The organism is Planctomycetota bacterium (genome assembly GCA_016125255.1).
Classification (GTDB): Bacteria; Planctomycetota; Phycisphaerae; order Phycisphaerales; family Zrk34; genus RI-421.
The window spans coordinates 165,391-186,410 of sequence record WGMD01000012.1 but is presented as its reverse complement, the minus strand read 5'-3'; the positions used below and the strand labels follow the sequence as shown (position 1 = coordinate 186,410).

The 21,020-nt window shown below is 64.9% G+C and carries 20 protein-coding genes; 6 read left to right on the top strand and 14 right to left on the bottom strand.

Translation table 11 applies throughout. The annotated features are described in order from the left end of the window. Positions 1-34: 34 nt before the first annotated feature. The gene (locus GC162_11755; protein ID MBI1369313.1) at positions 35-1,192 is read right to left on the bottom strand and encodes a hypothetical protein; all 1,158 of its coding nucleotides are present in this window, start codon (positions 1,190-1,192) and stop codon (positions 35-37) included. Positions 1,193-1,213: 21 nt separating this feature from the next. Next, positions 1,214-1,849: a TetR family transcriptional regulator gene (locus GC162_11750; protein ID MBI1369312.1), complete on the bottom strand. Its 636-nt coding sequence runs from the start codon at positions 1,847-1,849 to the stop codon at positions 1,214-1,216. A gap of 137 nt (positions 1,850-1,986) precedes the next feature. Here GC162_11750 and GC162_11745 point away from each other — a divergent pair, with 137 nt between their 5' ends. Both GC162_11745 and GC162_11740 read left to right on the top strand, forming a co-directional pair. Beyond that, positions 1,987-2,541, top strand: coding sequence for an OsmC family peroxiredoxin (locus tag GC162_11745; GenBank protein MBI1369311.1), 555 nt, complete (start codon positions 1,987-1,989; stop codon positions 2,539-2,541). A gap of 267 nt (positions 2,542-2,808) precedes the next feature. Further along, positions 2,809-4,383 (top strand): GNAT family N-acetyltransferase, encoded by a 1,575-nt coding sequence (locus GC162_11740; GenBank protein MBI1369310.1) that lies wholly within the window; start codon positions 2,809-2,811, stop codon positions 4,381-4,383. A 31-nt stretch (positions 4,384-4,414) separates the two neighbouring features. Here GC162_11740 and GC162_11735 read toward each other — a convergent pair whose 3' ends face one another. Further along, positions 4,415-5,251, bottom strand: a complete 837-nt coding sequence (locus GC162_11735) for a hypothetical protein (GenBank protein ID MBI1369309.1) — start codon at positions 5,249-5,251, stop codon at positions 4,415-4,417. Between the two features lie 158 nt (positions 5,252-5,409). Between GC162_11735 and GC162_11730 the strand changes: the two genes are divergently transcribed. Continuing rightward, the gene (locus tag GC162_11730) at positions 5,410-6,543 is read left to right on the top strand and encodes an SO_0444 family Cu/Zn efflux transporter (GenBank protein ID MBI1369308.1); all 1,134 of its coding nucleotides are present in this window, start codon (positions 5,410-5,412) and stop codon (positions 6,541-6,543) included. Between the two features lie 9 nt (positions 6,544-6,552). Here GC162_11730 and GC162_11725 read toward each other — a convergent pair whose 3' ends face one another. The 11 genes from GC162_11725 to GC162_11675 form a co-directional block, all read right to left on the bottom strand. Then, on the bottom strand, positions 6,553-8,634 hold the full coding sequence (locus GC162_11725; GenBank protein MBI1369307.1) for a heavy metal translocating P-type ATPase: 2,082 nt from the start codon (positions 8,632-8,634) through the stop codon (positions 6,553-6,555). 128 nt (positions 8,635-8,762) lie between these two features. Further along, entirely contained in the window at positions 8,763-9,965 is a 1,203-nt protein-coding gene (locus tag GC162_11720; protein MBI1369306.1) for an RluA family pseudouridine synthase, read from the bottom strand. A gap of 67 nt (positions 9,966-10,032) precedes the next feature. Further along, complete coding sequence (locus tag GC162_11715) at positions 10,033-10,851, bottom strand: hypothetical protein (GenBank protein MBI1369305.1); 819 nt, start codon at positions 10,849-10,851, stop codon at positions 10,033-10,035. Positions 10,852-10,872: 21 nt separating this feature from the next. Continuing rightward, positions 10,873-11,394, bottom strand: coding sequence for a hypothetical protein (locus tag GC162_11710; protein ID MBI1369304.1), 522 nt, complete (start codon positions 11,392-11,394; stop codon positions 10,873-10,875). Positions 11,395-11,562: 168 nt separating this feature from the next. After that, positions 11,563-12,600, bottom strand: coding sequence for a hypothetical protein (locus GC162_11705; GenBank protein MBI1369303.1), 1,038 nt, complete (start codon positions 12,598-12,600; stop codon positions 11,563-11,565). 3 nt (positions 12,601-12,603) lie between these two features. Continuing rightward, the gene (locus tag GC162_11700) at positions 12,604-13,116 is read right to left on the bottom strand and encodes a hypothetical protein (GenBank protein ID MBI1369302.1); all 513 of its coding nucleotides are present in this window, start codon (positions 13,114-13,116) and stop codon (positions 12,604-12,606) included. Continuing rightward, positions 13,094-13,606 (bottom strand): hypothetical protein, encoded by a 513-nt coding sequence (locus tag GC162_11695; protein MBI1369301.1) that lies wholly within the window; start codon positions 13,604-13,606, stop codon positions 13,094-13,096. The genes GC162_11700 and GC162_11695 overlap by 23 nt, the downstream gene beginning before the upstream one ends. 12 nt (positions 13,607-13,618) lie before the next feature. After that, entirely contained in the window at positions 13,619-14,425 is an 807-nt protein-coding gene (locus tag GC162_11690) for a type III pantothenate kinase (GenBank protein MBI1369300.1), read from the bottom strand. Further along, positions 14,392-15,399 carry a GTPase ObgE gene (obgE, locus tag GC162_11685; protein MBI1369299.1) on the bottom strand — a complete coding sequence of 336 codons (1,008 nt, stop codon included), beginning with the start codon at positions 15,397-15,399 and terminating at the stop codon, positions 14,392-14,394. The genes GC162_11690 and obgE overlap by 34 nt, the downstream gene beginning before the upstream one ends. Before the next feature lie 201 nt (positions 15,400-15,600). Beyond that, positions 15,601-15,846: a 50S ribosomal protein L27 gene (locus GC162_11680; protein MBI1369298.1), complete on the bottom strand. Its 246-nt coding sequence runs from the start codon at positions 15,844-15,846 to the stop codon at positions 15,601-15,603. A 126-nt stretch (positions 15,847-15,972) separates the two neighbouring features. Continuing rightward, the gene (locus GC162_11675; GenBank protein ID MBI1369297.1) at positions 15,973-16,599 is read right to left on the bottom strand and encodes a hypothetical protein; all 627 of its coding nucleotides are present in this window, start codon (positions 16,597-16,599) and stop codon (positions 15,973-15,975) included. A gap of 87 nt (positions 16,600-16,686) precedes the next feature. On the opposite strand from GC162_11675, the gene GC162_11670 reads away from it, so the two are divergent. From GC162_11670 to GC162_11660, 3 genes are all read left to right on the top strand, one after another. After that, positions 16,687-17,580 (top strand): GNAT family N-acetyltransferase, encoded by an 894-nt coding sequence (locus tag GC162_11670; GenBank protein ID MBI1369296.1) that lies wholly within the window; start codon positions 16,687-16,689, stop codon positions 17,578-17,580. 225 nt (positions 17,581-17,805) lie between these two features. Continuing rightward, positions 17,806-19,365 carry a chromosomal replication initiator protein DnaA gene (gene dnaA / locus GC162_11665; protein ID MBI1369295.1) on the top strand — a complete coding sequence of 520 codons (1,560 nt, stop codon included), beginning with the start codon at positions 17,806-17,808 and terminating at the stop codon, positions 19,363-19,365. Between the two features lie 145 nt (positions 19,366-19,510). Beyond that, complete coding sequence (locus GC162_11660; GenBank protein MBI1369294.1) at positions 19,511-21,007, top strand: hypothetical protein; 1,497 nt, start codon at positions 19,511-19,513, stop codon at positions 21,005-21,007. Positions 21,008-21,020 lie beyond the last annotated feature (13 nt).

Below are 21,020 nucleotides of genomic sequence, written 5' to 3'. Positions count from 1 at the left end.
CCTCTCCCGTAGGGAGAGGGAGTTTACGAACCCGTCATTGGACGTGCGCCCGCAGCGTGATCGGTTTGTCATCAAGCGTGACACGGCTGCTCAGTTCGATCCAACCAGATTGATCGGCGAGCGAACCAATTGCGAACGGCTTACCGGTAACGGGGTCTGAAATTCTCGCTGCCGCGTCGGGGCCGTCGTTGGCGTATGCAATCGCCGAAAGTAGCATCGCTCGGTGAATTTGCGCTCGGGCCTGAAGGATCAGGGCGCGACTGTCCTCATGCTGCTCCTGAGCTAAAAGCGTGTCGCCGACATTCGTCTCTGGATCCTGCCTGATCCGTTCCTGCGCGGACGCAACCTCGTGCTCGGTAACCTTGAGCAACTCTATGGCCCGCTCATACGGCTGATTCATCGCCTCAATCTTCCGATCATAAAACGCGGCCAATCGATCAATCGCAACATGTGCCGCGGCAGGCTTGGCAATCAACGCCCTCCACTCTTTTGCATCTGGAAAATCCTCAGGAAAATCCGGGGGCAAAATGATGCGGCCGACATCGACGGCATGCTGAAAGTACCCGATGAAGTGCGCCTTCTCGTAAGTCATCGCCCGAGCCACCGTGTGGAACGGTGCCAGAGCCGTCACGCCGTTCGCCAATTGAGTTCGCTGCGCCGGCGTCATGAGATACAACGACGCGGCAGCGTTCTCTTCCGCCGTATAGCTGATCGAATATTCGATCAGCGCTTCAAGCAACGTCGGGTGCGAGCCCATGTGATGCGACATCTTCATGGTCGCGAGAAGATCGTCTATCGCGCCCTGAGTGTCGCTGTCGCGCATTCGTAGACGAGCTCGTAAACCCGCGACCTTGCCTAAAGTCACGGCCTTCGACAACGGCGGCAGCGACAGCAAGACATCCGGGCTTTCATCCAAACCCCAATCGCACGGCTCTATCGCCGCCGCTTTCTGCATGAACATCAACGACTTTTCAAAACTTTTAAGAACCGTTCCAGTATTTGGCGGCAATGGCTCGGACGCCGGTGTCTGGAGCACCGCCCTGCTTTCCTCATTGAGGTCCTCCATCGCAATGAACGCCTGATAATACTTCAGCGCCGCGTTGTCCGGAAGTTTCTCCGGCTCGGCAGCCGAGGCATGAAACGAACACATGACCGCGATCAGCAGCAATGGTGTCAGCGTGGCAGGACGCATTGGAAATCCCCGGCAATCGAGCTATTTGGGAATCTGCTCGTCCACCAATTTTTCAATCACCGCGCGGCCGAGTTGGGCGGCGTCGGTGCGGTCGTGGATCTGGCGCAGGACGAGGATGCCTTCAAAGAGCATCGTGTACGTGTCCGCGAACGTGTCCGGGTCCGGCGCGCCGGCCTCGTGAGCCATCGAGCGGAACCAGTCGCGCGCCTGTCGCTTGTGCCGCGCGGCGACCTGGTGCACGGGGTCATGCGGATTGGGAAACTCCGCGGCGGCGTTGATGAAGTGACACCCGCCGAACTGCGGATCGTTGAACCACCGGTCCAGCACATCGACCAGCGCCAGCAGTTGCCGGCGCGGATTATCGCCGGCGATCTGCTTCACCGCCGCGCCCCACGCCGCCGACTCCCACACTGCGCTCATTTCCAGGCACGCCAGCACCAGTTGGTCCTTCGACTCGAAATGCTTGTAGAACGTCGTCTTCGACACGCCCGCTTCGTTCAGGATGCGGTCGAGCCCGATGGGGTTGATGCCGTGGCGGTAGAAAAGTTCGAGCGCGACGTGGACGAGCCGGTCGCGCCCCTGCGTGGGAATCTCGACGACGCCGAGCAGTTGAGCAGCCGTTTTGACGGTGGCGGTTTCGGGCATACGACGAATCATAGCCGCGACGGGGATGACCACAAGTCAACCGGGGGGTTGACCGAAGGTCATCTTTTCCCCGAGAAATCCCCGCCTATCTTAAGTCGATCAGAGTCGCAAACTTTCACAAGGAGCTACCCATGACCCCGACTCAGACCATGACCCCCGCCCGGCAACACCTCAACGGCATCAATCCGCAGGACGTGCACGATCTGGTCGCACGCATCAAGGGCGATGTCCGCGAAGCCCGTTCCGTCTGGGGCGTGACCACCCGCTGGACCGGCGGGACCACCGTCGCCACGCACGTCGCCAACTGCACGCTCGGCTCCGCCGACGAACCCAAGGACTTTGTCATCCGCGTCGACGAACCCGTCGGCCTCGGCGGAAAGAACACCGCCCCCAACCCGCAGGAGACCCTGCTCGCCGCGCTCAACTCCTGCATGACCGTCGGCTACGCCGCCCTGTGCACGCTGGAGGGCATTCGGCTCGAGTCCCTCGAGATCGAGACCGAAGGCGAGATCGACCTGCGCGGATTTCTGGGGCTCGCCCCGGTGACGCCCGGGTATGACCGGCTCCGGTACACCGTCCGCATCAAGGCCGACGCCACGGACGAGCAGCTTCAGCGGATTCACCGGACGGTGATGAAGACCTCTCCCAACCGCTGGAACCTCGCCGAGCAGGTCCAACTCGACCCGACGCTGGTGATCGCGTGACCCGACCCCGACGGCCGGCCGGGGCGGCGGAACCTCGCCGCTCCGGTCGGTCCGGGTCGGATAAGCCCGATGGGCGGGCGGCCTCGGGAAGAATTGAAAATATTTTGACCGATTCTCTAGACTTTTCCGAAACCCGACGATAAACATATAACCAAATCGGTTGGGCTTTACCGGGTTGTGCGGCCGAACGTTCAGGCCCATCACAACTTCGCCTCGACCGTAAACCCCTTCGCGGGTTCGGAGGCGTGATCAAGAGTCACGCCAACCATGAACGATGACCCTGGCGGGCGACACGTCGGTCTGCCCCACATTGAACTGACCGACAAATCCCACTTCGATTCGATCTTCGCGGCGCTCAAGCAACCCGTCAGCGACTATACCTTCGCCAACACGTTCATGTGGGGCGGGGCGCTGAAGCTTTACTGGGCGCGCCTGCATCGGCACACCTGCGTCTTCGCCAACGGGACCGGCGACCTGACGCTATTGCTGCCCCCGCTGCCCGAACCGGGCGCGACCGATGCGGACCTGCGCGATGCGGTGCGGGACTGCTTTGAGAAGATGGACGCCTACAACGACCGCTACGCCGACCGGTCACGCTCGCGCATCGAGTATGTGTCGGACGAGCTGATCGAGCGGCTCAGCGCCGCCGGCGGCCTGAACCTGTCCGTGTCGCCCTTCTCCGGCGACTACGTGTATGACATGCGCAAGATGATCGAGCTCGACGGCAAGTCGCTCAAGAGCAAACGCCACAGCCGCTCCAAATTCATGCGCGACTATCCCGACTTCCGCACCGCTGACTTTTGCGATGACCATGTCGCGGCGGCGGACGATCTGCTGACGCTCTGGCAACGCGTCGGCGACGCCAGCCACACCGGCGAAGTCAACGAAGACCACCTCGGCTCCGACGTGCTGCGCGAGCGCGACACGCACGCATGTCAGAACGCCCTGCGCTACTGGAAGGAGCTGAACCTGACGGGCATGAGTCTGTTCGTCGGCGACAAGCTCGTGGGCTTCACGCTCGGCGAGCAACTGAGCCCGACGCAGGCGTCGATCGTCATCGAAAAGACCCACCCTGATTTCTACGGGTCCGCCCAGTACATTTTCAGCGAATTCTGCCGACAAAAATGGGCGGACCTGCCCGAGTGCAACGTCGGCGACGACTGGGGCATCCCCAGCTTGCGCTTCACCAAGAGCAGCTATCGCCCGACCCGCCTCATCAACAAGCACATCGTCACGCTCGCCCGCCCCGTCGTGGTCGGCCCGATCAACCGTTACGACATCCCCCTCGCCAACCCGATGCACACCATGACCGGCGCGATCGAAAACACCGCGCCGCAGGTGACCTTGCGCGATGCGACCCCGTCCGACGCCGCGGCGATCTTCGAGCTTGAGCAGGCGTGCTTCGAGTCGGAGGACGAGACGTTCACCCGCCGGCAGGTGCGCTACGTCATCGGCAATCCGCGGGCGCATGTGCGCCTCGCCGAGTGCGAGGGGCGCATCGTCGGATGGTGCGTCGCGCTCGTGCGTCAGCATCGTCATTGGCGCTCCGGCCGCGTGTACGCCGTCGCCGTCTCGCCCACCATGCAGGGCCGGGGCATCGGCAAGCGGCTCATCACCGCCGTGATGAACGCCCTGCGCGACACGGGCATCGAACGCATGTACCTGGAAGTCCGTCACGACAACGCCCCGGCGATCCGGCTCTACAAAAGCTTGGGCTACGTCGACCACCGCTTCCTGCCCAACTACTACGGCGAACTCCGCCACGGCATCCGCATGCGACTCATCACCCCGGCGCATCACCTGTTCGAGGAAACCGCCGACCGCGTGAGCGTCGCGGTCTGACTCTCTCTCCCGGCGGGGGAGGTGAAGGCGCTTACTTCCCCGCCGTGACCCAACGGTCGTCCTTCTCGTAGCCGAGCTCGATGAGCGTGCGCCCCGCTTGTTCGCAGAACAGGGCGCGGTCGGCTTCGCTCATCGCCTCCCGCCACTTCAGCGGCGACTTGCCCTGATAGCGCCCGAGAATCGCCGAGCTGCCGGGACGCGTGGAGAACATGCGCTCCAGGCGCATCTGCCATGTGCCCCCGCCCTTCGCCGGGAGCAGCGGCTGCACATTCCGCGGCGTCAGCCCCAGCGCCTCACCCAGCGCCGTCAGTGCCTCGGGCGTCTTTTTCGTGATGGACTCGAACTGCTGCACATGCACGCCGGGGATCGCCCGCCACAGCGCCACATGATGCGCCCAATACTTCGCCGGCGACATGCCGCGGAACTCCGTGCGCAGGAACGTCGACATGTCCACGCGCGCCCGAGCGTCGAAGCTCTGCATGTACAAGTGCAGCGAGCACATCACATCGCGCCCGTCGCGCGTGACATACAGGAGCGTGCTGCGTTCCCGGAGCCAGTCGAGCCACGGGCCGGCGGGCATTTCCTCGAACGTCAGATGCGTCTTGATGATCGGGCGCGGCACGCGGGCGAGCACGTTCATCGCCCAGCGGTCCTTCGCCGGCGTCGGCGCGTGGCCGCCTTCAAAGAGCAGATCGAGATTGAGGTACAGGGCTGTGGGCCGCTCCCATGGCCAGCTCCAACTGTCGCACGCATCGAACTGCCGGCGGAGCAGATCGATCGTCAGATGCGTGCCGGAACGCCGGTGCGACGCGACGATCACCGGCTTTTGAGGCATCTTCTCAAGTTCGCGTGCGACCGAATCGCTCATCGTGCGTGCATCCGTAAAGGCCCGACTGCCGCGTGATGGTAACGATTCGGCGGGCAAGTCGCCAACGATGAATCGTTGACGATCGATGAATTGACGCCGCTATGATGTTTCCGACGCCCGGCCGTACCGCTGACGAATCGGCGCGCATCTAAGAAAGGATGAACATCACCGACCTCATCACGAATTTCGCGACGAATCTTTGGGACGTCGTGCTCGAAGCGGCGCCGTGGCTGTTGATTGGTCTGATCGCGGCGGGGCTCATCAAGGCGCTGGTGCCGACGGATTGGATGACCCGCTGGCTGGGCGGGCGCGGGATCGGTTCGATCGTCCGCGCGGCGTTCATCGGGACGCCGCTGCCCTTGTGCTCCTGCGGCGTGCTGCCGGCGGCGATGGGCCTGCACCGCTCCGGCGCATCGAAGGGCGCGACCGTGTCGTTTCTTGTCGCCACGCCCGAGAACGGCGCCGACTCGATCGCCATGAGTTACGCCCTGCTCGGGCCGTTCATGATGATCGTCCGCCCGATCGCGGGGCTCGCCTCGGCGATTCTGGCGGGCGTGCTGGCGGAGGCGGTCGGGGTGCGGGAGAAGAAGGAAGAGGCCCAGCCGCAGGCGGCTTCATCGTGTTGCTGTTCGCATGAAAAGGCGCCGGCGGAGCCGGTCAAGTCGTGTTGCTCGCATGAGGCGAACGAGACGCCGGCAAAACCGGCCTGGCCCAAGCGCGTCGTCGCCGGGCTGCACTACGCCATGACGCGCATCATCGACGACATCAGTCTCTGGCTCGTCATCGGACTCGTCGCGGCGGCGGCGATCCGGGCGTTCGTCCCCGAGTCGTTCCTCGCCGAGTGGGGCGCGGGGTGGACGGGCATGTTCGTCATGCTCATCGTCGGCCTGCCCATGTACATCTGCGCCACCGCCTCCACGCCCGTCGCCGGCTCGCTCCTCCTCGCCGGCGTGAGCCCCGGCGCGGTCCTCGTCTTCCTCCTCGCCGGCCCCGCCACGAACATCGGCTCCATCATGGTCCTCCGAAAAGAGCTGGGCACGCGGACGATCGCCGGTTACCTCGCCGGCGTCATCCTCGGCGCGCTCGCCTTCGGGTTCGCGACGAATCTGATCGCCCGCAGTTGGGACATGCATATCGCCGCGCAGGTCGGGCATACGCACGAGATGACGCCGCAGTGGCTGGCCATCGCGTGTGCCGCCGTGCTGATTTTCCTGGCGATTCCCCCGCTGCGCGGGCTGATCCTGCGGCCGACGACCGAAGCGCGCATCGGCAGCGAAGCGGTCGCACACTGAATCCGACGTTTACAACTTCGCGCGCCGCAGGCGCAGCGCATTGGTGATCACCGACACGCTCGAAAAAGTCATCGCCGCCGCCGCGATCATCGGGCTCAAGAGCCAACCGAACAGTGGGTACAAGGCACCCGCCGCGAGCGGCACGCCCAGCGCGTTGTAGGCGAAGGCGAACCAGAGATTCTGGCGGATGTTCTTCATCGTCGCTTCGCTGAGCCGCCGGGCGCGGACGAGCCCGCGCAAATCGCCCTTGACCAGCGTCAATCCCGCCGACTCCATGGCCACATCGGTCCCCGTGCCCATCGCGATGCCGACATGCGCCGCCACCAGCGCGGGGGCGTCATTGACCCCGTCGCCGGTCATCGCCACGATCCGACCCGCCTCGCGCAGCTTTGTGATCGCCGCCTGCTTCTGATCCGGCAGCACGTCCGCCTGGACATCATCGATGCCCAGTTCGCGCGCGACCGCCTCGGCCGTCGCGCGGTGATCGCCGGTCAGCATCACGATCTTCACGCCTTCGTCGTGCAGCGCCTCGATCGCCTCGGGCGTCGTCTGCTTGATCGGGTCCGCCACGCCGACGAGCCCCGCCGCTGCGCCGTCGACGGCGATGAACATCACGGTCTGGCCCTTGGACTGTGGCTCCCTGGCGCGCTCGCTGAGCGGCCCGACGTCAAGCCCGACTGCCTCCATCAGCTTCGCGTTCCCGATCGCCACGTCATGCCCGTCCACACGCCCGCGCACGCCCTGCCCCGTCACCGACTCGAAGTCGCCGGCGTCGACCAGCTTCAGATCGCGCTCGCCCGCGTATTGAACGATCGCCGCGCCAAGCGGATGCTCGCTCGCCCGCTCCAAGCTCGCCGCCAGCCGCAAAAGCTCTTCATCGCCCATCCCGTTGAGCGTCGCAATCGACTGCACGCGCGGCTTGCCCTCGGTGAGCGTGCCGGTTTTGTCGACGACGATCGTGTCGACTTTCTCCATGGTTTCCAGCGCCTCGGCATCACGGATGAGCACGCCCGCCTGCGCCCCCCGCCCGGCGCCGACCATGATCGACATCGGCGTCGCAAGCCCCAGCGCGCACGGACAGGCGATGATCAACACCGACACCGCGCTGATGACCGCATGCGCCATGCGCGGCTCCGGGCCGAAGATCGCCCAGATGACGAACGTCAGCACCGCCGCCGCCACGACCGCCGGCACGAAATACCCCGCCACCACGTCGGCGAGGCGCTGAATCGGCGCCCGACTCCGCTGCGCCGCGGCGACCATCTCAACGATGCGCGACAGCAGCGTGTCGCCCCCGATGCGCGTCGCCTCCATGATGAATCCGCCGGATTGATTGACGGTCCCGCCGGTGACTTCGTCGCCGGTCGATTTGCCGACCGGCATCGACTCGCCGGTGATCATCGATTCGTCGATCGTGCTTTTGCCGTCGGTGATCTTACCGTCGATGGGCACCTTCTCGCCGGGGCGGACGCGCAGGCGATCGCCCACTTCGATTTCGTCGAGCGGCACTTCGCTTTCGCCGCCGTCGTCGTCAATCCGCCGGGCGGTCCGCGGGGCCAGTTCAAGCAGCTCGCGCAGGGCGTGACTCGTGCGGCTCCGCGCCTTGCCTTCGAGCACCTGCCCAAGCTGCACCAGCGCGATGATCACCGCCGCCGCCTCGAAGTACAGCGCCACCGAGCCGTGCTCATCGCGGAAAGTCTCGGGAAAAACGCCCGGCGCCAGCAGCGCCGCGAGACTGTACACCCACGCCACGCCTGTGCCGATGGCGATCAGCGTGAACATGTTCAGTTGCATCGTGATGATCGACCGCCCGCCGCGCAAAAAGAACGGCCAGCCGCCCCAGATCACCACCACGCTCGCCAGCACCGCCTCGACCCACTTGCCCCACGGCTCCAAATGCACGCCCGGAATCATCCCCCCCATCGACAGCCCCATCACGATCAACGCCAGCGGCGCACACACATAAAACCGGCGCGACATCGTGACGAGTTCGGGGTCGGGTTGGTCGTCGGCGCTGACCTGCATCGGCTCCAAGGCCATGCCGCATTTGGGGCAGTCGCCGGGACCCGCCTGCCGCACCTCCGGATGCATCGGACACGTGTACATCCGCGTGTCATGCGCGTCGGCGGGCGGACGCTTGACGTGATCATGATCGTGGTCGTGATGATGATGGCAGCAGTCGGCCATGACGCATCGTAGCGCGGGGCGATGCCCCGCCGCTAAACGTGGGGTAATACTTTGTCCAGATCGACGCCGGCGCCTTCGGCTTTGAGGGGCCCGGATTTGGGGCGCTTGTCGCGCAGCGTGCGGATAAGCTTGGCCATGTCCGGGTACAGCGGCGCGGTGAAGGTCATGGTCTTGCCGGTCGTCGGGTGCGCGAACTGGAGGACCGAGGCGTGCAGGGCCGGCCGCTCGATGATCAGATCGTCGCGCTGGGCCATGCGGTCCCAGATTTTGACGCCTTCGTGCTTCTGCCGCGCGAACGTGAGCATCGGCTGCGCCCCGGCGGCGCGCGGCGGGGCGATCAGTTCCGCCATGCCCACCGGCTCCCCGCCGTAGATGATGTCGCTGACGATCGGGAAGCCGAGCCACGTCAGATGCACGCGAATCTGATGCGTCCGTCCCGTCTTCAGCTCCAGTTCCACCAGCGAATACCCGTCGAAAACCTCCCGCACGCGATAGATCGTCACGCTCGGCCGGCCCGACTCGTCGTTGCGGACGGCGTACGCCTCGGTGACGTTGGGATGCTTGCCGATCGGCTGATCGATCACGTCGCCCGGCGGCGTCATCTCGCCATGCACCACCGCCAGGTAATACTTCTGCACCGTGCGGTTCTCGAACTGCTTGGCGATGCGCCAATGGGCCTCATCCGTCTTGGCCATCACGATCGCGCCGGTCGTGTCCTTGTCGAGCCGATGCACGATGCCGGGTCGGAACTCCTCCACGCCGACTTTCGAGAGCGCCTCCAGTCCGTTGTGCTCGACATCGCGGAAGTGCCACGCCAGCGCGTTGACCAGCGTCCCGCTGAGGTTCGACCGCGCCGGATGCACGATCAGATTCGGCTGCTTGTTGACGACGATGAGCTGGTCATCTTCGTAAAGCACATCGAGCGGAATGTCCTCGGCGGGGATGCGCTTGAGCGTCGGCGGCGGAACGATGAAGTCGATGACATCGCCATTGCGGACGATGGTCGACGCTTTGGGCTGCGCGCCATTGACGGAGACGGCCCCTTCGTTGATGAGCTTCTGGAGCCGGGAGCGCGAGAGGCCCGGCAGGCGGGAAGTCAGGTAGCGATCGAGTCGGCGCTTGATGTCGCGCTGGAGGATGAATCGGCGATGCTGCGCGCCATCGGATTCCTCCAGGGCGCTGCCCTCGTCGAGGCAGTCGATATCGCGCTCGATGGGATCGGTTTCGTCGGACATGGTGGATCGCGGGACGAGCCGCCGGCGCACGACGTGCGCGGAATCGGATCGGCTCCATCAGCGGCGCTTACTTGGCGGGCGTCTCGGCGGGCTTGTCCGTCGCCGGCGCAGCGGGCTTTTCCGCCGGCGGCGCGACCGGGGGCGCTTCCGGGGTCACCGGGGCGGGCGGCGGCACGACGGCGTCGGGCTTCGTCAGACTGTCGATGAGTCCGCCGGGCAGGCCGGGCAGGGTCGACGGCCCGGTCGACGCGGCGGGCGCGGGCGGCGCCTTGGGAGCCGGGGGGAACGAGACGGGCGACTTGATGTCGTCCATGTCCGCGAGCATCTGTTTGGCCTGCGCCCCATAGACCGGCCAAGTCTCGCCCGCGTCCTTTTCGACCTGCTGATACTGCTGGCGCGCCTTGTCGAAATCGCCGAGCGTTTCACTCACGGCCGCGAGGCCGAACCGGGCGTTGAAGACCTGAATGGCGGACTTGCTGGAGTCGATGACGAGTTGATACTGCTTCTGCGCCTGCTCGAGATAGCGCTTTTTCTCATCGGCGTTCGGCGCCGCGGTGGCCGTGTCGCCGGTCAGACCCAGCGCCTGTTGCAGCAGCATGTCGGCGGCGTCGAGCCGGGCCACGCCGGCGAAACCCGGCAGCGACTCGTAGCGCGTCGCCACTTCGATCTTGCCGAACGGATCGGGCGCATTGGCCAGTTCGCCGTAGGCGGTTTCCAAGGCGCGTTTCTCCCGGCCGGAGTACCAGCGGGCGAACATCACGCCGGCGATGATCAGCAGGATGATCAGCAGCGTGTTGGCGAAGTGCTTGGAGAACCACTCCTTGAAATGCAGGAGAAATTCTTCCAGTTCGTTCTGTTTGAGTTCTTGACGTTCTTGAGAATCCATGGATGACAGTTCAGTGAATGGTTAAGGTTTGGCGGCGGGCGAGAGGGGCGTCATCGGCACGGTCGCCGGACCGGTCGTCGTCGCGCCGACGGGCGCGATGACGACATGCACGGTCGAAAGCGGCCCGCCGATGGCCTGCACGAAGCCGGTGATGTCGATGGTGCACATTTCCTTGCCGCGATCGAAGTGCATCTCGGTCATGCCGCGCACCATCGCCGTGTCGCGAAAGACCCAGCCCTTCAGAGGCATCTGCATGCGGTAGAACCGCTCGACGTCGAGCTTGTCGTCATTGCCGCGGTACATGTGATCGACGAAGCGCACGCCGTTGGCCTCGTACGCCCGGCTGAGCTTTTCGAGCATCCAGAATCCGACCGGCACGGGCAGGTCGGCGAGGGGCGGGTTGGGCTGGGCGATGAGCGGAATGTTGGCGATCGGGGCGTTGGGATCGGTCGGATCGCGCCCGGCGGTGTTGGCGCTGCGGTCGCAACCGGCCAGCGTCGCCGCAAGCACGGCAATCAGAAAGATGGAATCGCGTCCAGTCATCAGAGCCCATAGTTTAGCCCGCTCAACAAGAGGCGGCAACGCGGGGCGGGACGGGGAATATTTTCCATTTTCCAATGGTCATTTTCCATTTTCCATTGACGGAGCGAGGGGCCGTCACGCGCGGTTGGGCAATGGAAAATGGCAACTGAAAAATGGAAAATGGAAAATTTATCGGGCTTCCCGCATGTACGCCCGCAGGCCCGGCACGTCGCCGGTTTGGACCCGTTGTCGCAGCGGCGGCGAGAAGGCCCACGGCGCGTCGGACCCGACGTCTTCAAGACCCAGCACGCGGGCGATCGCGGCGGAAAGCGCGGGCAGGCCTTCGTTTTTCAAGGCGCTGACGGGCAGCACATCCGGCGGCGGCGGGGCTGTCGAAAGATCGGACTTGTTGAGCACGAACAGGTCGGGCGTCCGCGGCAGCGCTTCGGCGGGCGGAAAAGCGACCGACGGTTCGGTCAGAGCGATAAGCACATCGGCGGAGGCGATCAGGCGGCGGGCCAGCGCGATGGCGCGCTGCTCGATCGGGTCATCGCTGTCGCGCAAGCCCGGCGTGTCGAACCATCGGACGGCGACTTCGCCGATCGGCGTGGGCAACTGCGCGAGGGCGGCGACCCAGTCGCGCGTCGTGCCGGGCAGGTCGGCGGTCAGACTCATGGCGCGGCCGAGCACGAGATTGCTCAATGTCGATTTGCCGACGTTGGGGGGACCGATGAGGACGACGGTCGGCGGTTTTAAGAGATGGTCGAGGGGGGAGGAGGAAAGCACGCCGCTGGCGGCGTCGCTCAACGGTGAGGCGAGGTGGGTGCGCCAGCGGCGGGGTTGATCCAGGAGCAGGTCGATGGCGGCGGGAGAGGCGGCGAAAGCGAGGGCGTGCAATAGGTCGGCGTCGAAGTCGCTGGCGGCTTCGGGGTACAGATCGCGCGGGGAGGCATCGGTGTCGGGCGAAGCGCCAAGGGCGATGAGTTGATCGGCGAGGCGCTGCATGACGCGCGGGCCGGCGTGGGGCATGAGCTGGCAGACATCGGGGCGGAGCGGGACGACGAGGCCTTCGTCGATGCCGGCGAAGTCGGCGAGTCGGGCGCGATCGGTGAGCGCGGAGCCGGTCAGGCGCGACACGACGTCGCCGACGCCCGAGCCGCGGAGTTCGATGAGGCCGATGGCTCCGGGGGCGGGGGCGGTGGCGACGGTGAAGCGGACGTCAGTCATGCATCAGACGCCCTGCAGATGCAGGATCTCCTGATCGTCTTCAAACTCGCGCGGAACCGGGTGCGTCATGGCCCATCCGTTGGGCCAACTGAGCACCAGCAGTGCGAATTCGGGCACGGCCAGGAGCAGGTCGGGCATGAACACATTGCGCATGACCGCCCCGATGCACACGACGATGCACGCCACTGACAGCCCGGTCCAGAGGACGACCGACGCCTTGAGGTATCCGTGCGGCTGCACGATGCCGTCTTTCCAGTAATGGCGGAAGAGCATCCAGTGCGAGACGATGCACGCGGGCGTGAGCAGGCCGAGCATGATCATCGAGAGGACGAACCAGCCGTCGACGTGCTGCGTCCCGGCTTCGGCGCCCGACGCGGTCGAGGCGGCGGTGAGCTGCACGAGCGTCAGACTCAGGGCGCAGGCGACGATCATAACGAGGACGAACCACGTGAGCATGGCTCTCCGCAGCGCGGCGGAGGCGCTCATGGGGGCGTCAGCGTTCGGTGACGGGATCATGTTCAGCACTCCTTTCGGTTCGCGAGACAAGGGACGCATCGGCCGGCGCGAACATCGCCCGGCCGTTGGGAAACATGAGGATCAGAAACAGCACCGCCACGCCGCCGGGCACGATCTGCGGCACGATCGAGTGCGTGAGGAGCACGACGATCAACGAGAAAAAGGCGGGGCCTTCGCACAGGGCGAACGCGATGATGTTGCCGGCGGCGTATTTGGACGGGGTCACGACATCGCCGACCCAGCCGCTCTTGTGAATCTGCCCGCGCATGAACATCGCCAACGGAATGAGCACGACGACGAGACCGATCGAGATGTAGAAAAGCAGATTGGTCGTCGCTTCGTCCATCGCCGGTTTGGCGGCGTTTTCGTTCATCGCCAGTGCGATCGCAGCGAACGCGAAGACGAGAATGCCCATGAGCATCGCGCCCCAGATGATGCGCAAGACCAGAAGCGTCTGTTGCGGGCTGGGTGTGTTGCTCTGCGGCGACATGTGCGTCTCCGATTACTCGGACTGACTTGTCGCGGTGCGATGCGTCAGGGCCATGCCGCGCAACGTCAGATCCGGCACGATGGCTTCTATCAGATCATAGCGCTCAAAAAGCAGCGCCGCATCCCCGCCGGTGGCGATCACTTTCGGGTAGCCCCGGTAGACTTCGGCGAATTTCTCGACGAGTTCACGCACCGCGCCGCGCAGACCGTTGACGACGCCGGTCAACATGGCCTGCCGGGTCGAGTGCCCGATGGGTTCGTCGGGCTCGGCGAGGTCGATGAGCGGAAGCTGCGCGGTGTATTCGTGCATGGCGCGGAGCATCATGCGGGCGCCGGGCAGGATCGCCCCGCCGTGGAACGTGCCTTCGCCATCGACGAAGTCGACGGTCAGGGCGGTGCCCGCGTCGACGATGATCACCGCCTGCTTGATCTGATCGAAGGCCGCGGCGGCGTTGAGCAGTCGATCCTCGCCGACGATGGATTCGACATCGAGCTTGCGCCCGATGGGAATGTTCACATCGCGCTCGACGCGCACGAGGTCGGCCTCGATCATGGCGCTGATGCGCTCCGCCACCGGTTCGTTGACCGAGCTGAGAAAAATCGCCGGCGCCTCGCCGAGCTCGGCCAGAAGGCCGGGCAACGTATTGAGCGCATCATTGGCGATCGTGTGCGAAGCGAGCAGGTTCGTCCCATCGAACGAGCCGATCTGTGTGCGCGAATTGCCGACGCTGATGGCGATGAGGGTGATGGACATAGGGGGGAGTATAGGCGAAGCCGCGAGCGGGTTCAGTCGGCGCTCGGGTGGAGTGTGGACCAGCATTTTTCGAGGAGTTCGGTGAGGCCGCGGCCGGTGATGGAACTCAGCGGGAGGACGGGGAGGTTCAGTTCGGCGCTGAGCATGGCGGCGGCGGTGGCGGCGTCTTCGTCGCCGCCGAGGGTGTCGGTTTTGGAGACGGCGACGATGACGGGTTTGGAGGCAAGGATGGGCGAATACCGGGCGAGTTCATCGTGGATGGTGCGGTAGTTGTCGATCGGATCGGAGCCGTCGGTGGGCTCGACTTCCAGAAGGTGGACCAGGATGCGGGTGCGTTCGATGTGGCGGAGGAATTCGAAACCGAGGCCGGCCCCGTGGGATGCGCCGGCGATGAGGCCGGGGATGTCGGCGACGACGAGGCGGCGGAAGCCGGAGAGCTGTGCGATGCCGAGTTGGGGTTCAAGCGTGGTGAAGGGGTAGTCGGCGATTTTGGGGCGGGCTTTTGAGATGCGGGAGAGCAGCGTGGACTTGCCGGCGTTGGGCTTTCCAACGAGGCCGACGTCGGCGATGAGTTTGAGTTCGAACCGGAGGGTTTTGGCTTCGCCGGGGGTGCCGGGGGTGTGCTCGCGGGGGACTTGATGGGTGGCGGATTTGAAGTGTTCGTTGCCGAACCCGCCGGTGCCGCCGCGTGCGATGAGCAGGGACTTGCCGGGCGTGTCCATGTCGTCGATGAGCTTGCCGGTTTCGTCATCGTAGACGAGTGTGCCGGGGGGGATTTTGATGGTGAGGTCTTCGCCGGATTTGCCGGTCATGCCCTTCGATCCGCCGGGCTCGCCATGCTCGGCGGACCAGTGGTGGCGACCGGTCATGTCGAGCAGTGTATCGACGCCGGGCGTGGCGACGAGATAGACGTCACCGCCCTGCCCGCCGTCGCCGCCGTCGGGTCCGCCCTTGGGGACGAACGCCTCGCGTCGGAAGCTGACTTTACCGTCGCCGCCGTTGCCGGCTTTGACATGGATGATGGCCTGATCGACAAGCATGATGGGGAAATGACCAATGTCCAAGCACCAATGACCAAGGGAATGACGGAATGCTCAAATGACTCTGTGAAAGAGGCCGAAGGCCGTTCCTTCATTGGTCATTGGGATTTGGTCATTGGTCATTGGCGTCCGGCGGGGCATAGAAAAAGGGCGCTACACACGTAGCGCCCTGCTGATTGCTGATGGCTGAAACCTGACGGTTTAAGCTTCGACGCTGTCGATGTGGACGCGACGGCCGGAGAATCGGACGCGGCCGGGGACGAGGGCGAAGAGCGAGTCGTCCTTGGCGCGGGCGACCTGGTAGCCGGGCTTGAAGACGGTGCCGCACTGGCGGACGATGATCGCCCCGGCTTTGGCCATCTGGCCGCCGTAGAGCTTGATGCCGCGGTACTGCGGATTGGAGTCGCGCCCGTTGCGGGTCGAGCCTTGTCCCTTCTTATGTGCCATGACGCAGGTCCTTCAAATAGGGTCGGGGAGTATAGCGGGGACGGGGCCGTCGGGCAAGCGGGGAAAATCGCTTCAAGGATTCAGGTTTCAGGCGCCAGCCGTAAGCCCGAACCCAGCTACCGGGGGTCAGCGGACGACCCAGTCCTGGCCTTTTTTGATGAAGGGCTTAATCTCCGCATGCGACTCGTCGCCGGGGGACTGGTATTCGACCATGAGCGTTTTGCGAAGCAGGTGCACATCGCCCGTCGCTTCGTCCTTGACTTCGTGCGTCTCGCCGCTCAGACCGCCGATGAAAAAGGTCAGGTGGTCGACGTCATGGTTGGGCAGTTCCCAGATGAACACGCCGTCCTTGGCGTTGTCGGGCCCCTGAAGCAGTTTGCCGATGATCTGCGTCGGGCTTTCGAGCAGCGGATTATCCAGATGGCTCTTGATGGCCTTGAACACGGTCGGGGGCACCGAGCGGTTGGCCTGCATCAGATCGCCCGCATCCGTCAATAGCACCGCATCCGGCACGAAAAGCTGGTCCTCGCCCGTGCCGTTCGTCACCGTGTATGTCATGTACCAGTACAGCCGGGGCTTGTCCTCACCGGGCAGGCGGACACTGATCACCGCGGGCGTGTGATACTTGAAGCCCAGTTCCCAACTCGACGGCACGACATCCGGCTCCGGCGCCTCGGCGAATGCGGGCACGAACGAAAGCGCCGCCGCCGCCACGACCGTCAGAACCACCAGCATCGATGAAAAAGCTTTCACGCGGCGCACCTCCCGTTGGCAAGGGCTGATTTGGTATTCTACCATCAGTCGCCCAGCCGTCAAAACCTTATTCGCCGCAGTCTTACCATGACGACGATCCGCCGCATCCAGACCGATTCCGCCCCGCTGGCCGCGGCTCAGGTCCGCCGGCTCCTCGATTACGTCGCCACCGGCTCCTTGCCCAATGAACACCTCTGGGGCGCGTTCGACGCCCGCGGCGAGATTCATCACGCCGCCGTCGTCCTCCCGCAGACCGGACGGACCGGGCTGGTGTTCACCAGCCGCCTGGACCGCCGGCGGGACGTGGCGGCGATGGCCGAATTGATCGACGCCGCCGTCGCCGATCTCCCCCCGTCGCAGGTCACGCTCGCACAGGCACTGATCGACCCGGATGACGACCTGCGGCTCGGGGCCTTCGACGATGCGGGCTTCACGACGCTCACCACGCTCTGTTATTTGCAGACGCGCGTGCCGGGTCATGCTCAGCCGCCCGCGCTGCCGGCGGATGTGACCTTTGAGAGCTATCAGGAAGCGCGGGTCGGTGATTTTGTCAGCGTGCTGGACGCCAGTTATGAGCGGACGCTCGACTGCCCGGCGTTGCAAGGCCTGCGCTGCACGCCGGATGTACTGGCGGGGCATCGCGCCACGGGCGTGTTCGACCCCGCGCTGTGGACGCTGTTGCGCATCGGGGGCAAGCCGGCGGGCGTGATACTGCTCAATCCGGTGCCGGCGGCGCAGTGCGTTGAACTGGTGTATCTGGGCATCGGCGCGGCGTATCGCGGGCGCGGACTGGGCGCGCTGCTCATGCAGCGCGGGCTGCATCTGTGCGCCCAGCGCGATGAGCCGTACATCACGCTCGCCGTCGACGAAACCAATGCGCCGGCGATGACGCTCTACAAGCGCTTCGGATTCCGACGACTGGCGCGCAAGGTCGCGCTGATTCGATCATTGCATCGCGCCAGCACGATGACCCATGCGTGAACCATCAACTTTTCCACAAACTTTTCAACACGCGCGCCGCGCACGGTGGACAAAACTTTTTTGCCGCGCTCAACTGCTTGATGCGCCGAGCTTATGTGATGCTCGCCCATCGCGCATCTCGTTCTCACCTATTGACTCGATCAAGTTGTCGCTTATTCTTGGACCTGTTCGGTCACGGAAGATCGAGTCCGTCACACGCAGGAGCGCGACACGAGGCAACGAGGCATCGGTCGCAACAGGCGTGTGCAATTCCGCACGGATGTCGATGTGCCTGACGCACGCGCGGTGATCGCGCGGCGCGGCAGGGTGTGTGAACCCGACTTCGCTCGCTCATTGGGGAACGACGTGACCCGTGAACTGTCCTTGAATTCCGATCGCTGTCGCATTGCGCAAAAACTGGCTGACGCGCTGGGCGACGGCAAATACGAAATGTGGTTCCAGTCCGCCCGCGTCGAGGCGGACGCGGAGGCGTTGAACGTCGCCGTGCCGACGCGCTTCGTCGCCGACTGGATCGAAGGCCACTTCCACGAGCAGCTTCAGGCGCTTGCCGCCGCGGAGCTGGGGCCCGCCGCCAAGGTGCGCCTGCACGTGGACCCCGCCTGCGGATCGGTATCGGAGCGAAGGATCGCTCCGGCCGGTCCACATCGCACGACCGAAACCGCCGCCGCGGTCCCCGTACCGGCCGCCCCCCCGCCGCGCCCGCGTCACATCCCCCTGCGCCATACGCTCGACGACTTCATCGTCGGCTCGTCCAACGAACTGGCGTTCACGGCCGCGTGCCGCATGGTCGACGAGGCGCAGGTGACGATGAACCCCCTGTTCATTCACGGTTCCTGCGGACTGGGCAAGACGCATCTGCTTCAGGGCCTCTGCCAGCGTTACGCCCAGCAGCATCCGACCGGCCGATGGTGCTACACCTCCGCCGAGCAGTTCACCAACCAGTACGTCATGGCGGTGCAGAAGAACCGGCTGGGCGAGCTGCGCCGCCGGCTGCGCGGGCTGGACCTGCTGGCGGTCGACGATGTGCACTTCTTTTCAAGCAAGTCCGCCACGCAGACCGAATTCCTGCACACCTTCGACGCGATGGATCTCCAGGGCGCCCGGCTCATCCTCGCCTCCGATGCGCATCCGAAGATGATTCAGCAGTTCTCGCAGGCGCTGGTGTCGCGCTTCATGAGCGGCATGGTCGTCAAGGTCGAGGCCCCCGAGCGGAATCTTCGCCGGCGGATTCTCGCCGCCTTGGCCCAGCGGCGCGGCATGACCATCATCGACGAAGCCCTCGACCTGCTCGCCGATCACCCCACCGGCTCGGTGCGCGAAATGGAGGGACTGCTCGCGCGGCTGGCGGCGATGGCGGCGGTGCGCGAGACGGCGATCCGTCATCGGCCCATCGGCGCGTCGCTCGTGCATCGCCTGCTCGAACCCGATGACCTGCGCCTCAATCGTCGCCCGGTGCGCGTCGAGCAGATCATCGACGTCGTCTGCCGCGAGATGGGCGTCGAGCGGACGCTGCTCATGGACCGCGGGCGGCATCGACGCGTCGTGCTCGCCCGGTCCGTGGCGATCTATCTCGCGAGGCAGATGACCACCCTCAGCTACCCCGAACTGGCCAAGGCCCTGCACCGCCCCAATCATTCGACCATTGTCACCGCGCACAAACGCCTCGCCGAGCAGGTCGCAGCCCAGACCCCGCTCACCGAAGCCGACGGCGTGACCGACGCCCGACTCGACCAGCTTGTCGATCGCCTGCGCAGGGCCGTGCTCCAAAGCGCCCCCGCGGCGTGAATCGCTCTTCAATGGCAAATGGCAATTGGAAAACGGAAAATGGCGAATCCGCCGATTTTCCATTTCCCAATTGCCATTTTCCATTTTCCATCGGGCCCCATCGCGTCCGTTTGTACCCCCCTGCCGCGCCCACTACAATGGCGTCATGAAACGACCCTTTGTCCGCATTCTCGCCGCTTTGATGGCGGTTTTGACCCTTGGTTCGCTCACGCGGGCCGACGAAACCGCCGACAGCGCCGTCTGGCTTCTCAAGAAGGCCACGCTGGTGCATCTCAATGGGATGCACAATGTGCTGCTGCGGTCGCTGCGTCAGATGCGCGACCCCAAGCTCAAGCCGCTCTTCAGCGAACTGGTCACCAAGCAGCATCCGGTGATGCAGATTCACGGCATCCTCGGGCTGGGCGAACTGGACCCGGCGCATCACATCGACCTGGCGCTGCTGGCGGACCTCAAGGACGCCGCCACGCAGGCCCAGCTTGTCTCCTCCGCCATCGACGGCGACCTGCTCGATCTTCCGCAGGCCAAGCAGCTCATGACCTGGCCGGGGCTCAGCGAGCCGGTGAAGGTCATCGTGGCGTCGTACCTGGTGTCCAGGAATGAGCCGCTGGAGAGCACGGCGGTGCTCGACAAGGCGCTGTCGTCGGACAATCTGGCGATGAAGGGCATGGCCGCCATGCTCAAGATGCAGCTCGGCGACGCCGGCGCGGAAAAGGCGCTCGACGAAATCGACAAGGGCGACGCGACGGCGAAGCTGCCCGTCGAAGCGATGCTCCTTCAAACGGCGATCCGCAACAAGTTCGACAAGGTCGGCCCGTTCGCCATGCGCCTCACGCAACAGAAAGACATCGACGAAGGGCTGGGCCTGCTGACGCTCCGCACGGCGATCATGTTCAAGGTCCCCGGCGCCGCGGAACTGTGGGCCAAGCGCTTCAACGCCACGACGAGCGTCGCCGACCGCATCCGGCTCGCCATCCTCATGGTCGATCTGGCGGACAAGGTCGATGCGTCGACGTTCAAGCCCATGGACGGCGATGCGCTGCCGCTGATTCAGCAGATCGGCAAAGTCGGCGCGGCGATCGCGCAAGGCCAACCCGCCGACAAGGAAGTGCTCGGCCTCCTGCAGCAGAACAATCTGCTGGCGATTCAGTGGGTGATCCAATACGCGCAGCGGCTGGACATCGAGGCGGCCAAGCCGATTCTTGTGGGCATCATTCTCAACGCCGAGGCCCCGCCCAACGAAGTGCGCTTCCGCGGCGAGCGGCTCGAAGGCGTCGTCTTCGCCACGGAGCAGATGAGCGAGAAGGCCAAGGACATCAAGCCGGTGATCGAAGCGCTGATGGCCAAAGTGCCGGCGCTGACGCAGGAGGCGATGATCATGGGGCTCGTCCGCTCCGACGCTCCCGAGCCGCAGAAACTCATCGAAGGGATGACCAGCTTCAAGAGCGACGCCGGGGAGTCGCTGGCGCTGCTCCTGCGTGCCAAGCACGGATTGCCGATGAACGATGCGGACATGGAGCGGCTTCGTCTTCTGGTGCGCGGCGGGGCGGGGCTTCAGGATCCCCTGCGCGTGCAGGCGGCCTGGACCTACGTCAAGCTCACCGATCAGGACAAGGTGACGCTGGCGAACGTGCTGAGCCGATAGTCAAGGAAGTGCG

Excerpts from the sequence above, each read along its gene's own strand:
- GC162_11660 (MBI1369294.1), top strand. The coding sequence starts at position 19,511 with ATGAAACGACCCTTTGTCCGCATTCTCGCCGCTTTGATGGCGGTTTTG.
- GC162_11745 (MBI1369311.1), top strand. The coding sequence starts at position 1,987 with ATGACCCCCGCCCGGCAACACCTCAACGGCATCAATCCGCAGGACGTG.
- GC162_11730 (MBI1369308.1), top strand. The coding sequence starts at position 5,410 with ATGAACATCACCGACCTCATCACGAATTTCGCGACGAATCTTTGGGAC.
- GC162_11670 (MBI1369296.1), top strand. The coding sequence starts at position 16,687 with ATGACGACGATCCGCCGCATCCAGACCGATTCCGCCCCGCTGGCCGCG.
- GC162_11740 (MBI1369310.1), top strand. The coding sequence starts at position 2,809 with ATGAACGATGACCCTGGCGGGCGACACGTCGGTCTGCCCCACATTGAA.
- GC162_11755 (MBI1369313.1), bottom strand. The coding sequence starts at position 1,192 with ATGCGTCCTGCCACGCTGACACCATTGCTGCTGATCGCGGTCATGTGT.
- GC162_11700 (MBI1369302.1), bottom strand. The coding sequence starts at position 13,116 with ATGATCCCGTCACCGAACGCTGACGCCCCCATGAGCGCCTCCGCCGCG.
- GC162_11735 (MBI1369309.1), bottom strand. The coding sequence starts at position 5,251 with ATGAGCGATTCGGTCGCACGCGAACTTGAGAAGATGCCTCAAAAGCCG.
- GC162_11710 (MBI1369304.1), bottom strand. The coding sequence starts at position 11,394 with ATGACTGGACGCGATTCCATCTTTCTGATTGCCGTGCTTGCGGCGACG.
- GC162_11690 (MBI1369300.1), bottom strand. The coding sequence starts at position 14,425 with ATGCTGGTCCACACTCCACCCGAGCGCCGACTGAACCCGCTCGCGGCT.
- GC162_11680 (MBI1369298.1), bottom strand. The coding sequence starts at position 15,846 with ATGGCACATAAGAAGGGACAAGGCTCGACCCGCAACGGGCGCGACTCC.
- GC162_11720 (MBI1369306.1), bottom strand. The coding sequence starts at position 9,965 with ATGTCCGACGAAACCGATCCCATCGAGCGCGATATCGACTGCCTCGAC.
- GC162_11695 (MBI1369301.1), bottom strand. The coding sequence starts at position 13,606 with ATGTCGCCGCAGAGCAACACACCCAGCCCGCAACAGACGCTTCTGGTC.
- GC162_11705 (MBI1369303.1), bottom strand. The coding sequence starts at position 12,600 with ATGACTGACGTCCGCTTCACCGTCGCCACCGCCCCCGCCCCCGGAGCC.
- GC162_11750 (MBI1369312.1), bottom strand. The coding sequence starts at position 1,849 with ATGATTCGTCGTATGCCCGAAACCGCCACCGTCAAAACGGCTGCTCAA.
- obgE (MBI1369299.1), bottom strand. The coding sequence starts at position 15,399 with ATGCTTGTCGATCAGGCCATCATCCATGTCAAAGCCGGCAACGGCGGC.
- GC162_11715 (MBI1369305.1), bottom strand. The coding sequence starts at position 10,851 with ATGGATTCTCAAGAACGTCAAGAACTCAAACAGAACGAACTGGAAGAA.
- GC162_11725 (MBI1369307.1), bottom strand. The coding sequence starts at position 8,634 with ATGCATCCGGAGGTGCGGCAGGCGGGTCCCGGCGACTGCCCCAAATGC.